The organism is Propionibacterium acidifaciens DSM 21887, assembly GCF_000426605.1.
Lineage (GTDB): Bacteria > Actinomycetota > Actinomycetes > Propionibacteriales > Propionibacteriaceae > Propionibacterium > Propionibacterium acidifaciens.
The window spans coordinates 74,548-87,086 of record NZ_AUFR01000009.1; the positions used below are offsets into that span (position 1 = coordinate 74,548).

At 71.9% G+C, this 12,539-nt stretch carries 12 protein-coding genes and 1 other RNA gene; 6 read left to right on the forward strand and 7 right to left on the reverse strand.

Going from position 1 to position 12,539, the window contains the following annotated elements:
- Positions 1-14: 14 nt before the first annotated feature.
- A complete protein-coding gene (gene glnA / locus K336_RS0104730; protein WP_028706423.1) occupies positions 15-1,349 on the reverse strand; it encodes a type I glutamate--ammonia ligase in 1,335 nt (444 codons plus the stop codon).
- A 147-nt stretch (positions 1,350-1,496) separates the two neighbouring features.
- Between glnA and K336_RS17535 the strand changes: the two genes are divergently transcribed.
- The gene (locus K336_RS17535) at positions 1,497-2,384 is read left to right on the forward strand and encodes a DUF2510 domain-containing protein (protein ID WP_081660594.1); all 888 of its coding nucleotides are present in this window, start codon (positions 1,497-1,499) and stop codon (positions 2,382-2,384) included.
- 53 nt (positions 2,385-2,437) lie between these two features.
- Positions 2,438-3,346: a type I methionyl aminopeptidase gene (map, locus tag K336_RS14490; protein WP_043150306.1), complete on the forward strand. Its 909-nt coding sequence runs from the start codon at positions 2,438-2,440 to the stop codon at positions 3,344-3,346.
- A 59-nt stretch (positions 3,347-3,405) separates the two neighbouring features.
- Here the strand turns inward: map and K336_RS14495 are convergent, their stop codons facing one another.
- The 4 genes from K336_RS14495 to K336_RS0104760 form a co-directional block, all read right to left on the reverse strand.
- Positions 3,406-4,197, reverse strand: a complete 792-nt coding sequence (locus K336_RS14495) for a hypothetical protein (RefSeq protein WP_043150307.1) — start codon at positions 4,195-4,197, stop codon at positions 3,406-3,408.
- A 217-nt stretch (positions 4,198-4,414) separates the two neighbouring features.
- A complete protein-coding gene (locus K336_RS0104755) occupies positions 4,415-4,852 on the reverse strand; it encodes a hypothetical protein (RefSeq protein ID WP_021797246.1) in 438 nt (145 codons plus the stop codon).
- Positions 4,853-5,090: 238 nt separating this feature from the next.
- Positions 5,091-5,482: RNase P RNA component class A (gene rnpB / locus K336_RS16845), an RNA gene on the reverse strand.
- Between the two features lie 50 nt (positions 5,483-5,532).
- Positions 5,533-6,276: a zinc ribbon domain-containing protein gene (locus K336_RS0104760; protein ID WP_028706425.1), complete on the reverse strand. Its 744-nt coding sequence runs from the start codon at positions 6,274-6,276 to the stop codon at positions 5,533-5,535.
- 104 nt (positions 6,277-6,380) lie between these two features.
- Here K336_RS0104760 and K336_RS16830 point away from each other — a divergent pair, with 104 nt between their 5' ends.
- A complete protein-coding gene (locus tag K336_RS16830) occupies positions 6,381-7,067 on the forward strand; it encodes a 4'-phosphopantetheinyl transferase family protein (protein ID WP_021797247.1) in 687 nt (228 codons plus the stop codon).
- Positions 7,068-7,158: 91 nt separating this feature from the next.
- Positions 7,159-8,601 (forward strand): aminopeptidase P family protein, encoded by a 1,443-nt coding sequence (locus K336_RS0104770; RefSeq protein ID WP_051245419.1) that lies wholly within the window; start codon positions 7,159-7,161, stop codon positions 8,599-8,601.
- 13 nt (positions 8,602-8,614) lie between these two features.
- Here K336_RS0104770 and K336_RS16835 read toward each other — a convergent pair whose 3' ends face one another.
- Entirely contained in the window at positions 8,615-9,379 is a 765-nt protein-coding gene (locus tag K336_RS16835) for a YflT domain-containing protein (RefSeq protein ID WP_051245413.1), read from the reverse strand.
- Between the two features lie 149 nt (positions 9,380-9,528).
- Positions 9,529-10,392, reverse strand: a complete 864-nt coding sequence (locus K336_RS0104780) for an HpcH/HpaI aldolase/citrate lyase family protein (RefSeq protein ID WP_028706427.1) — start codon at positions 10,390-10,392, stop codon at positions 9,529-9,531.
- Between the two features lie 136 nt (positions 10,393-10,528).
- Here K336_RS0104780 and K336_RS14510 point away from each other — a divergent pair, with 136 nt between their 5' ends.
- Together K336_RS14510 and K336_RS0104790 are read left to right on the forward strand one after the other, a co-directional pair.
- Entirely contained in the window at positions 10,529-11,854 is a 1,326-nt protein-coding gene (locus tag K336_RS14510; protein ID WP_021796776.1) for a magnesium transporter MgtE N-terminal domain-containing protein, read from the forward strand.
- Positions 11,854-12,396, forward strand: coding sequence for a DUF1003 domain-containing protein (locus K336_RS0104790; protein WP_021796779.1), 543 nt, complete (start codon positions 11,854-11,856; stop codon positions 12,394-12,396). The genes K336_RS14510 and K336_RS0104790 overlap by 1 nt, the downstream gene beginning before the upstream one ends.
- Positions 12,397-12,539: the final 143 nt, after the last annotated feature.

Consider the following 12,539-nt stretch of genomic DNA (forward strand, 5'->3'; position numbering starts at 1 on the left):
CTCCTTCCTCACCCTCAGATGCGGCCGATGCCCCGCCTGAGCTCCCACGGGGTGACCTGCTGGGCGTACTCGACGTACTCGGCGCGCTTGTTGCGCAGGAAGTAGTCGAAGACGTGCTCGCCGAGGGTCTCGGCGACGAGCTCGCTGGACTCCATGGCCTCGATCGCCTCGTCGAGACTGCGCGGCAGCGGCGCGATGCCGAGCGCGTGGCGCTCCTTGTGGGACAGGGCCCACACGTCGTCCTCGGCCTCGTCGGGCAGCGGCAGCTCGCGCTCGATGCCGTCAAGCCCGGCGTTGAGGAGCAGCGCGTAGGTGAGATAGGGGTTGCACGAGGAGTCGATGGCGCGGTACTCGATGCGGGCGCTGGACTGCTTGTTCGGCTTGAACAGCGGCACCCGCACGAGGGCGGAGCGGTTGTTCCGGCCCCAGCAGACGTAGGCCGGCGCCTCTCCGCCGCCCCACAGGCGCTTGTACGAGTTGACGAACTGGTTCGTCACGGCCGTGATCTCGCGGGCGTGGGCCAGCAGGCCGGCCACGAAGTGGCGTCCGGTGCGCGACAGGCGCACCTCGTCGGCGGCGTCGAAGAAGGCGTTGCGGTCGCCCTCGAACAGGCTCATGTGGGTGTGCATCCCGGAGCCGGCCGCGTCCGTGAACGGTTTCGGCATGAAGGACGCCTGGATGCCCTGACTCGCGGCGATCTCGCGCACGACGACGCGGAAGGTCATGATGTTGTCGGCCATCGACAGGGCGTCGGCGTAGCGCAGGTCGATCTCGTGCTGGCCGGGGGCGCTCTCGTGGTGGCTGAACTCGACCGAGATGCCCATCTGCTCGAGCATCATGACGGCGTCGCGGCGGAAGTCGGTGCCGTCGTCCATGGTGGTGTGGTCGAAGTAGCCGGCGTTGTCGAGCGGCTTGGGCTCGTATTCGCCCTGACGCAGTTTCTCGATGAGGAAGAACTCGATCTCGGGATGGCAGTAGAAGGTGAACCCCCTGTCGGCGGCCCTGCCCAGGGCCCGCTCGAGCACGTGCCGCGGGTCGGCCATCGCCGGTGAGCCGTCGGGCATGGAGATGTCGCAGAACATGCGGGCCGTGTTGGCGTGCGTGCGCCAGGGCAGCAACTGGAAGGTGGACGGGTCGGGGTGCGCGATCATGTCGGACTCGTAGACGCGCGCGTAGCCCTCGATCGCCGAGCCGTCGAAGCCGGTGCCCTCGTCGAAGGCGCTCTCGAGTTCGGCCGGGGCCATCGCCACGGACTTCAGGAAGCCCTGCACGTCGGAGAACCACAGTCGGATGAACTTCACATTGCGTTCCTCGACGGTGCGCAGGACGAACTCGGTTTGGCGATCCATGACCCCTAGTCTGCCAGTGCCGGCCGTACGGCGCCGGGCGGGCCGGACCACGGGCGATAAACTCCAAGGCGAGTCACCGTCCACCGTCCCGGTCGGCGGCCGGGCTCGGGAGCCCGCCCGCCGACTCATCGTCCCCGAGGAGACCGCATGCCCAGCCCCGGTTGGTATCCGGACCCCGCCGGCACGCCCGGCAGGTATCGCTACTGGGACGGCCAGGCATGGTCCGAGACGACGACGACGGACCCCGCGGCCACGCCCCCGCCGGGGGAGGCCCCGACCGCGGCCGGCGGCGCCGGGAGGAGCGGCGGGGGCAGGGGGTTCGTCGTCGCCATCATCGCGATCCTCGCCGCCGTCGCCCTCGTCGTCGTCATCGTCCTGACCCGCGGCGGCCAGGGCACCGGAGGCGACGTCCCCGAGGACACCAACTCCGCCGCACCCACCGAGTCCGCCTGGGACGAGACGAGCACCCCCACGCCGACGCCCAGCTCCCACCAGTCCAGCCAGCGCTGCCCCGTCACCACCGTCAGCACGCAGACGAACCAGCCCTCCAAGGGCATCGCCGGCGGCGGGCTCCAGGCCCCGGACATCTCGGGCTGGGACAACAGCCCGTCCTTCTACCTCGACTGGGTCTCCGACCTCCACACGCTCATCGACGACGTCTACCCGGGGTGGATGTCGAACGTCAGCGTGGGCGCCCTCAACGCCACCGACGGTTTCACCGACCCGACCGTCTCGGCCCACCAGACCATGGAGTGCTACGCCTCCAGCGGCTACTACTCGGGCTACACGGGCCGCAAGGACCTCGTCGACGAGGCGACCACCGTCAACGGCCACCAGGCCTGGCACATGCAGGCCGAGGTCTACGTCACGATGAGCAATCTGCCGCAGGTCGAGGGCGACGTCGTGGACGTCTACGTCGTCGACGTCGGCTCGGACGACCACTTCGGGGTCTTCATCTCCAGCGTCACGATCGGCGACTCCGCCCGCGACAAGAAGGTGCGCGACTGCATCGCCGGACTGAAGGTCGTCTCCTGACGGGACCCGCAGCCGGGCGTCCGGCGACGGGGCCCGGTCCTAGACTTGGGCCCGTGACTGCCATGAAGCCGTATCCTCAGAGCCCGACGCGTCCCGTTCCCGCGGGCATCGTCCGCCCCCCCTACGTCGGGAGGATGGAGCCGGAGGACTACGAGGGCTCCGACATCCAGAGCGATGAGGTCGTCGAGAGGATGCGCGTCGCCGGCCGCATCGCCGCGGACGCCATCCTCGTGGCCGCGGCCCGGATCGCCCCCGGGGTCACCACCGACGAGCTCGACGCGGTCGCCCACGAGTTCATGTGCGACCACCACGCCTGGCCGGCCAGCCTGGACTACCGGGGCTTCCCCAAGAGCATCTGCACGAGCGTCAACGAGGTCATCTGCCACGGCATCCCTGACAAGCGCCCGCTCGAGGACGGCGACATCATCAAGCTCGACGTCACCGCCTACGCCGAGGGAGTGCACGGCGACAACTGCGCCACCTTCTACGTCGGCGAGGTCGACGAGCAGTCGCGGAAGCTGTCCGAGGTGACCCGCGCGTCGATGTACCGCGCCATCAAGGCCTGCAAGCCCGGTCGCTCGGTCTCGGTCATCGGCCGCGTCATCGAGAGGTACGCCCGGCGCTTCGCCTACGACGTGGTGCGCGAGTACACCGGCCACGGCGTGCACACCGCCTTCCACTCGGGGCTCATCATCTTCCACTACGACGAGCCGCGCTACGACCGAACGATGGCGCCGGGCATGACCCTGACGATCGAGCCGATGCTCACCATCGGCAGCGCCCGCACCCAGCAGTGGGACGACGGCTGGACCGTCGTGACCGAGGACGGCTCGCGCTGCGCCCAGTTCGAGCAGACGCTGGTGATCACCGAGACCGGCGCCGAGATCCTCACCCTGCCCAGCAGCGGCGAACCGATCCTGGGCGGCGATCCCGCCGGCATCGACCTGTCGGGCATCCACTGAGCCGACCGGCCCGGACGATCAGCCCGCCGGGTCCCGCCCTCCTGCGCCGTCGTGCCTCGTCAGCGCGGATTCGGCCCGGTCATCGGAGGCCAGGTGGGCGGCGGGTACGGCAGGGGCCGGCCGCCGTGAGGGGCCGGCGGCATGGCCTGCTGGCCCGTTCGGGCGGGGTACTGCCCGGGCGGGCCGATCGGCGCGGGCCCGGGCGGCGGCGCCATGGGCGCCGGCGGGAGGGGGCGTCCCACGGGCGCCGGCACGGGGCCGGGAGCCCCCATCGGCATGGGCTGAGGAACCGGGCCCGTGCCCGCGGGCACGGGCCCGGCCGGGACGGGAGAGCCCTTCCCGGCCCGGAACCACGACCGCATCCACACCGGCTTCTCGGCGCCGAACAGCTGTCGGTCGAGGCAGCTCCCGATGAGGACGAACGCCGGGCCCCAGGTGAGGGCCTGGAGGCTGAGGCCGAACGGCAGGCCCGCATGCACGAGGCCGACCGGGTTGACCAGGATCAGCAGGGACAGGCCCAGGCCGACGAGCCGGAGGACATGGTGCCGCGGCTCCTCCCAGAGCTGGCGGGTGACCTGGCGCGCCAGGAGCGCCAGGCCCAGGGGGAGGAGCCCGAGGGAGCACATGCCGGTCCACAGGGCCTTGCCGAACATGGCCCCGAGCGACATCCGCGGATCGAGGCCGTCGAGGAAGACGCGCTCGAGGATCCACAGGATCATGTCGTTGAACGTGCCGGTCCCGTCCGTCTGGTAGCTGGCGGCCAGCATGAAGAGCAGGGCCAGCACGAAGAGCAGCAGGAAGGACAGGCCCCCGAGGACGAGGCCGACCAGCAGGAGGATCCTGACGGCCATGGACGTGAGACAACCGAGACTCGGCTCGTACCCGCTCCCGGAACCCTGATCTGCCACCACACCATGGTGCCACCCGGTGACGAACGGTCGCCGAGCACGCGCCGCGGGGCGGACGAGCCGGCCTGTGCGAGCAGGGTCCGCACCTCCCCCTCGGGGGCGGTTCATGAAGGCTTATTCATGGAGGGCCAGATCGCGATCGTCGCCCCTGGTCACAGTGTCATCCACAGGCGCTGTGAATAAGCCTCACGGTCCCCGAGTACTGGACGATCGTCCCACCCAGCGCCTCCTTGAGGGAGGACAACTCAGCAGTGGGAGCGTTGATGATCCAGTTCCCACCAGTCAGCACGTGAACCTCGGTACCGAGCGACTTCACACCGTCGATGGTCTGCTGCGCGTCTTCTTCTGACAGGTAGATGGAGAAGACGTCCGCACTGGAGCAGTTCCCTGACTGTGCCGCGTTCTTCACGACGTTGGTCTGCCGCCAGTCGGGGCAGTCGTATCCGTCCTCCACGGCGGCATCGCGGAGCTCTGTGACGCTGTCGTAGGTGACTTCGGGTGTCGGTGACGGTGAGGCCCCGGGGATGAGGGAGCCGGCACTGCACCCGGTGAGCGCGAGCATCGTCGCAGATGCAGCGGCGAGGCGACGTCCGTTCATTGGTGACAGCTCTCCTTCGAACCACAAGAGCTGAGCTACAGGGGACTTGTGCATCCCCGACAGCGATGGCCGTGGCTGCTGCGGCATCTCTGCCGAGTCTCAGCATAAAACAACTGGGGAGGAATCAGGGAAACAACCTAAGGGTCATCACCGATCGTGGCGCGCACCGCCTCCGCCACAGGCGACTCCGGACGGCGGGTGCGGCTCCGCACGCTCGGTCATGCTTCATCCGGAGGAGCGGACGAGCCGGCCTGTAAGCCGGGTTCTGTGACTGCACGCAGCCGACGGTCATCCATCTGCGAACGCCGTTGCCGGCGTCCTTCCCCCGCCGCTTCCGCGACGGGCGCGCGACCTACCCGCAGGCTCGGGCGGGCAGCCCTCGGACGCCTGCGCGGATGCCGGGGGCATCCTTCTTGGTCTTGCTCCGGGTGGGGTTTGCCGTGCCATCGCAGTCGCCTGCGATGCGGTGGTCTCTTGCACCGCCGTTTCACCCTTGCCCGATCGCTCGGGCGGTCTGTTCTCTGTGGCACTGTCCCGCGGGTCGCCCCGGGTGGATGTTGTCCATCACCCTGCCCTGTGGAGCCCGGACTTTCCTCAGCGCCTGGGCGCCGCGACCGTCCGGCCGACTCGTCCGTGGACAGACTAGCGCGGGCGCGCGCCGGGTCCGTGCACCCGCCGGGTCACAGCCCGGACTCGTCGGTGCGGACGAGGATGCGCCCGCACTCCTCGCAGCGCACGATGGCGTCCGGCGCGGCGGCGGCGATGGCATGCAGCTCGGTCGGGTCGATCTCGAGCCCGCAGCCTCCGCAGCGCCGGGCGCGCAACTCGGCGGCGCCGCTGGAGCCGCTGCGGCCGGCGATCCGGTCGTACAGCGCCAGCAGCTCGGCGGGCAACCGCTCGCGGACCGCCCTCCGCTCGGCGGCCAGCCGCTCGGCCTGCTCGGCGATCTCGGCCCTGGCGCTCTTGCGACTGGCCAGCAGCTCACGCATCCGCTCCTCGATGCCGGTGCGCCGGGCGACGAACTCGTCGCGCGCCGCCGTGGCGTCCTCGACGGCCTGCATGGCCTCGAGCTCGGTCTCCTCGAGGTCGTTGATGCGTCCGGTCAGGTGCTCGATCTCGGCGAGCAGGGACTGCAGTGCCCGCTGGTCGACGACCTCGCCCGAGTCGGCGCGCCCCTGGTCGCGCTTCTGGCGGACCTTGACCGTCTCGAGGTCGCGGTCGATGCGGTCGAGCTCCATCTGGACGTCGCCTCGGCGGGTGTCGGCCTCGGTGATGCGCTCGGTCAGCGCGACGCGCTCGGCCTGGAGCCCGCGGAGCTCCTCGTCCTCGGGGAGGTTCGCCGCCCTGTGCCGCAGGTGCACGGCCTTCATGTCGAGGGCGGCCACATCGAGCAGTCGACGCTGTGCAACGGGATCGGCGAGCATGGGCCAAGCCTAGCCGGGCGCGCGGCGGGTGCGCGCGTCACGACGGTCCCGGACGCCCCCTAGACTGGCCCCGCTGGGCACCTTCGGCGACGGATCGGAGAGCGATGGACGGTGACGGACCGGCCCCCGGGCTCGTCGTCCTCGACACCCCCGCGGCCGTCATCGTCTGGTCCCGTCCGCTGACCGACTGGGACCGCCCCGAACTCACCGCGCTGCTCGACCCGCCGACGCTGGCCCGTCTGCACCGCCTGCGCCGCGAGATCGACCGGGCGCGCATGGTGACCGCCCGGAAGCTCATCGCCGATGCCGGACGCGCGGCCGCCGAACGGGGCCTCCTCGGGACGACGGGGCCCGTCATCCTGCACGAGCGCGCCGACGGGCGGGGCGGGCCGACGACCGGGCTGGCGGGATGGCGGGCCTCGATCAGCCACGACAACGCCGTGGTCGCCGTGCTCGCCCGGGCCGTGGTGGGGGTCGACACCCAGGGGCGGGACAGCGCCGTGGACGTCCGCGCCCTCACCTCGGTGTTCACCGACGCCGAGCGCGACTGGTGGGCGGCCCGCGGCACGGACGCCGACGCCCTGCGCCTGTGGACGGCCAAGGAGGCCCTCCTGAAGGCGCGCGGCACCGGTTTCCTGTCCGACCCCGGGCTGCCCGTCAACGACACCCTGCGGCGGGCCGACGTGCGGCTGGCGCACTGGCGCCCCTTCCCCGACGCGGTCGCGGCGCTCGCCGTCCTGGGCGACGGGCCCGTCGAGTGGCCGGCCGGCTTCACCCCGTACGGCCCCTGACCACGGCGCCCCGGGCGCCCGGCCCGTCGTCGGCGCGACCGGCCTACCATCGGCACTGGTCGAACCGACGCTCAGAACCATGGAGGTGAGCATGAACAGGGAAGGGACGGACACCCCCCGGGGCGGGTCGCCGTACTCGGAGGCGTTCAAGGAGTTCATCGCGGCGGACTGGGCACCCTACCCCGCCGAGCCCCCGGCCCGGCTGGCGTCGGTACCCAGCGCCACGGCCCACCGCGCGGCCCTGTCGGCGCGGTTTCCCGGCGAGCGCCTCGTCGTCCCGGCAGGCGGCCTCCAGCGACGCAACAACGACTGCGACTTCCCCTATCGGCCGCACTCGGCCTTCGCGCACCTCAGCGGGCTGGGCTCCGACCGCGAGCCCGACGCGGTGCTCGTCATCGAGCCCGACGGCGAGGGCGTGCTGCTCTTCCACCCGCGCGTGCCGCGCACCGACCCGGAGTTCTACTCCGACCCCCGCTACGGCGAGATGTGGGTCGGCGCCCGGGAGTCCCCGGCGGAGATGTCGTCGCTGTGCGGCATGCGCACGGAGAGCATCGACCGGCTGCCGGCACTCCTCGAGCGCGCCGACGCCCCGGTCCGCGTCATCCGCGAGGCGGACCCCGCGGTCACCGCGCTCGTCGACGGGTCCCGCGGCGCCGATCCGCGGGCCGACGACGAGCTGGTCACCGCGGCCGACGAGCTGCGCATGGTCAAGGACGACTGGGAGCTCGGCCAGCTGCGCGAGGCCAGCCGGGTCAGCGCCGACGCCTTCACCGACGTCGTCGCCCACCTCGACCGCGCGGTCGCCCACCGCCGCGGCGAGCGGCTGCTCGAGGGAGTCTTCGGCATGCACGCCCGCACCGAGGGCAACGCCGTCGGCTACGACTCGATCGTCGCGGCGGGCGAGCACGCCAACACCCTGCACTGGGTGCGCAACGACGGTCCGGTGCGCCCCGGCGATCTCGTCCTCATGGACGCCGGCATCGAGCTGGACTCGCTCTACACGGCCGACATCACCCGCACGATGCCGGTCACCGGAGCCTTCACGGACGCCCAGCGCCTGGTCCACGACACGGTCCTCGCCGCCCAGCGGGCCGGTATGGCCGCGGCACGGCCCGGCGCCGGCTTCCTCGACGTGCACCGCGCCGCCGTCGAGGTGCTCGTCCGGGCCTTCCGGGACTGGGGCATCCTGCCCGTCTCGGTGGACGAGGCCCTGTCGACCGGCGGCGGGCAGTGGCGCCGCTGGATGGTGCACGGCACGAGCCACCACCTGGGCCTGGACGTCCACGACTGCGCGCACGCCCGCGACGAGCAGTACCGCCGGGGCGCCCTCGCCGAGGGGATGGTCATCACCGTGGAGCCGGGCATCTACCTCAAGTCGTCCGATCTGCTCGTGCCCGAGCCGCTGCGCGGCATCGGCGTGCGCATCGAGGACGACATCGTCATCACCGCCGACGGCTGCTCGGTGCTCAGCGACCGGCTGCCGCGCGAGTCGGCCGCCGTCGAGGCCTGGATGGGCTCGACGGCCCGCCGGTGACCCGGCCCGCCGGTCAGGCGGGGCCCCCGCCGCGATCGGCGGGGTCGAAGAAGCCGGGGCCGGTCTCCGACTGCCCGCCCCGGGCCTGGTCCGGGCCGGCCCCGCCCGGGGCCGCCTGGTCCGGGGCGGAGGACCCGCCCATCGGCGCTGGACGATCCGCAGGAGCGGCCGGGGGCGTCCGGGGAGGCGCCCAGTCGGGGCTCGGCTCGGAGCCCTGCGCGGCGTCCTGCCAGCCGGCGCCGGGCCGGGACACGACGGGTGAGCCGCGCACCGTCCGGGCGGGGCGCCCGCCCGTCAGGAGCCGGCGGGCCTGGCCGGCCACCTCGTTCTCGCCGATGACCTCGTAGCGGGTCGCGACGATCTGGGAGCTCGAGGTGAAGTCGCGCCGCCCGGCGGTCATGGCGTAGCTGATGCCCGAGGTGAGCACGTTGGCCAGGACGAACACGACGATGGCGCCGAGGAAGACGAGGGCGATGCTCACATTGGGCACGAAGAAGTAAAACAGGAGCGCCGCCATGGCGCCCCAGACCAGGCCGTTCATCGCGGCGCTCGCGAGCACCCGGCCCCAGCTGAGGCCGCCCGTGATGCGCTCGATGCTCTTCAGCTCGGTGCCGACGATCGACAGGAACTGCACCGGGAAGTTCCTGTCGGCCAAGTAGTCAACGGCGTGCTGGGCGTCCTCGTAGGTGTCGTAGACGGCGATGGACGCAGGCGAGCGGAGCCGCAGGCGCGAATTGCCACGGCCGGGGACGGAAGCAGTGCCACCCATCATGGACATGGGCCCTCCTCGTGTCTCTGGAACCGGTCCGCCCGCCGGGGCGAAACCTAAGCCTGACGGACTCAAGTTTAGTCGACACGGCGTGCGGGGCCACCGTGCCGCCCTGCGCCGACCGTGAACCGGGCGCGGACTGGGCGCGGACAGCCGGCTCAGCGGCCCCTGACGGCCTCGAACATGTCGACGGTGCGGTGCGCGGCCTCGACGTGCAGGTTCTCGATCATGCGACCGTGGAAGGTGGCGACGCCGGAGCCCGCCGCGAGGGCCTCGTCGAAGGCGGCGATCAGCTCGCGGGCCTCGGCGACCGCCGTCTCGTCGGGCGCCCAGATCTCGTTGGCGACGTCCACCTGGCTCGGGTGGATGAGCGTCTTGCCGTCGAAGCCCCACTCGAAGCCCTGCTCGCACTCGGCGACGAGGCCCTCGCGGTCGTGCACGTCGTTGTAGACCCCGTCGAGCACGACCCTGCCGTTGGCGCGGGCCGCGCAGACGACCGCCTGGAGCGCATGGGCCAGCGGGGCCCGGCCGGGCGTCCAGGCCGCGCGCAGCTCGTTGACGAGGTCGTTCGTGCCGAGCACGGCCACCTCGAGGCGCTCGGAGGCACCGAGGATCCTGTCCGCGTCGAGGACCGCCCGCGGGGTCTCGACCATCGCCCACAGCCTCGTCGAGGCGGGCGCGCCGAGACGCTCCATGGCGGCGACCAGGGAGCGCACCTGCTCGGCCGAGTCGACCTTCGGCACGGCGATGGCGTCGGGGCCGGCCGCGCAGACGGCGGCGAGGTCGTCCTCGTGCCAGGCGGTGCCGACCGCGTTGACCCGCACGACGAGCTCGCGGTACCCGTACCGCCCGCTGCGCACGGCCTCGCAGGCGGCCTCGCGGGCCGCCGGCTTGGCGGTAGGCGCGACGGCGTCCTCGAGGTCGAGGATGATCGCGTCGCAGTCGATCGTCCTCGCCTTGGCCAGGGCCCTGGCGTTGGCGGCGGGCATGTACAGCACGGAACGGCGGGGTCGGTAGCTCATGGCACAACGCTAACGCCCGGCCGGCCCGCGGACGCCGTCCGGGCGTCCCCCGGAGCCCGGCGGTACGCCACGACGACCGCGACGGCAAACCGCCTCACCGGGGCGCCCCCGGGGACCCGGCGGGTACCCTTCATGCGTGAGTCCTGTTTCCTCCTCGATCTTCCTCTCGCGCCTGCAGGGCCTCCCGGTGCTGGACGCCTCGGGCGATCAGGTGGGCAAGGTCCGCGACTTCGTCACGCAGTTCCGGGCGCCCGGACGCCTGCCCCGGGTCAAGGGCCTGGTCGTCGAGCTGCTCGCCGCGCGCCGCATCTTCGTCCCGATGGCCCGCGTCCAGTCGATCGACGCCGAGCGCCTGTCGCTGGCGGGCGTCATCGACGCCCGGCGCTTCCAGCAGCGCGAGGGCGAGACCCTCGTCTTCGAGGACCTCTTCGACCGCGCGGTCGTCACCACCGACGGGAAGAGGGCCACGATCTTCGACGTGGCGATGCGCGGGAGCCGCAACCGACAGTGGGAGATCACCAGGGCGGCGCTGCGCGAGACGACCGCGAAGCGCTTCGGCTTCGCGTCCCGCAGGGGCGCGCTCCTCCAGGTGCCGTGGTCGGAGATCGCCCCCTCGCTGGCCGCGGCCGACGAGGCCACCGACCGCAAGGTCGCCCAGCTCGCCGACATGCGCCCGGCCGACGTGGCCCGAGAGCTGCATGACATGGCGCCCGCCCAGCGCACCGACGTCGCCCGTGCCCTCGCCGACGAGCAGCTGGCCGATGCCTTCCAGGAACTGCCCGAGGACGAGCAGGTCGCCCTGCTGAACACCTTGGAGGCCGAGCGGGCGGCCGACGTCCTGGAGGAGATGGACCCGGACGACGCCGCCGACCTCATCAACGACCTGCCCGAGGAGTTCGCCGAGGACCTCCTGGCCCGCATGGAGCCGGAGGAGGCCGCCGATGTGCGGAACCTCATGCAGTACGAGGAGCTCACCGCCGGCGGCATGATGACCCCCGAACCGGTCATCGTCGCCCCCGACGCGACGATCGCCCAAGCGCTGGCCGCGCTGCGCAACCCCGAGGTGACCCCCGCAGCGGCCTCGATGGTGTTCATCACCCGCCCCCCGACGGACACCCCCTCGGGGCGCTACCTGGGCGCCGCCCACATCCAGCGCCTGCTCCGCGAGCCGCCGAGCCTCATGGCCTCAACGGTCATCGACACGGCGATGCGGCCGCTGACGCCCGACGCCGACCTGAACCGGGTCTCGCGCTACTTCGCCACCTACAACCTCGTCATCGCGCCGGTCGTCAACGCCGAGCACCAGCTCGTCGGCGCGGTGACCGTGGACGACGTGCTCGACCACATGCTGCCGGACGACTGGCGCGGCGACCAGATGGACGGGATCGAGCCCGGCGAGCGCGCCGACGACGGCCCCGACCGGCGGCCCGACGGCGGATCCGACGAGCAGGAGGTGGACTGATGGCCGACGCCCAGCGCCCCGAGGACCGTCTCAACACCCCCGGCGATCGCACCGGCTTCCACCGCAGACGCCGCCTGCGGTTCAACGAGGAGAGCTTCGGTCAGTTCGCCGAGTGGATCGCCCGCTTCATGGGCAGCCCGCGCTTCCTGCTGTGGATGACGGTCTTCGTCGTCTCCTGGATCGTGCTGAACCTGCTGGGCAGCTGGCACCACTGGGACCCGTACCCCTTCATCCTGCTCAACCTGGCCTTCAGCACCCAGGCCTCGTACTCGGCCCCCCTGATCCTCCTGGCGCAGAACCGTCAGGAGGCCCGCGACAAGGCCTCCCTCGACGGCGACCGGCGGGTCAACGCCCAGTCGCGCGCCGACATGGACTACTTGGCGCGTGAGATCGCCTCCCTGCGCGCCGGCATCGGTGACATGGCCACCCGCGACTTCGTCCGCTCCGAGCTGCGCGACCAGCTGCACGAGCTCCTCTTCGAGCTCGAGCACGGCAACAGCCCCGACGACGAGTCGTCCCCGTCCCCCGAGGACGCCCAGTGAGCGAGGACGCCCCGTGAAAGGCGACGGCCCGGCCGTCCCCGGCCGCCCCGGTGCGCGCCCGGCGATGCACCGGTCGGCCGTGCGGCGCGGCCCGACGGATCATGATCGTCCGGATGATTTGAATCGATCCCCGGAAGTGACGT

What these genes read in the sequence shown, in the direction of transcription:
- glnA (WP_028706423.1), bottom strand. Translation starts at nt 1,349, where the DNA reads ATGGATCGCCAAACCGAGTTCGTCCTGCGCACCGTCGAGGAACGCAAT.
- K336_RS17535 (WP_081660594.1), top strand. Translation starts at nt 1,497, where the DNA reads ATGCCCAGCCCCGGTTGGTATCCGGACCCCGCCGGCACGCCCGGCAGG.
- K336_RS14495 (WP_043150307.1), bottom strand. Translation starts at nt 4,197, where the DNA reads ATGGCCGTCAGGATCCTCCTGCTGGTCGGCCTCGTCCTCGGGGGCCTG.
- K336_RS0104755 (WP_021797246.1), bottom strand. Translation starts at nt 4,852, where the DNA reads ATGAACGGACGTCGCCTCGCCGCTGCATCTGCGACGATGCTCGCGCTC.
- K336_RS0104760 (WP_028706425.1), bottom strand. Translation starts at nt 6,276, where the DNA reads ATGCTCGCCGATCCCGTTGCACAGCGTCGACTGCTCGATGTGGCCGCC.
- K336_RS16830 (WP_021797247.1), top strand. Translation starts at nt 6,381, where the DNA reads ATGGACGGTGACGGACCGGCCCCCGGGCTCGTCGTCCTCGACACCCCC.
- K336_RS0104770 (WP_051245419.1), top strand. Translation starts at nt 7,159, where the DNA reads ATGAACAGGGAAGGGACGGACACCCCCCGGGGCGGGTCGCCGTACTCG.
- K336_RS16835 (WP_051245413.1), bottom strand. Translation starts at nt 9,379, where the DNA reads ATGTCCATGATGGGTGGCACTGCTTCCGTCCCCGGCCGTGGCAATTCG.
- K336_RS0104780 (WP_028706427.1), bottom strand. Translation starts at nt 10,392, where the DNA reads ATGAGCTACCGACCCCGCCGTTCCGTGCTGTACATGCCCGCCGCCAAC.
- K336_RS0104790 (WP_021796779.1), top strand. Translation starts at nt 11,854, where the DNA reads ATGGCCGACGCCCAGCGCCCCGAGGACCGTCTCAACACCCCCGGCGAT.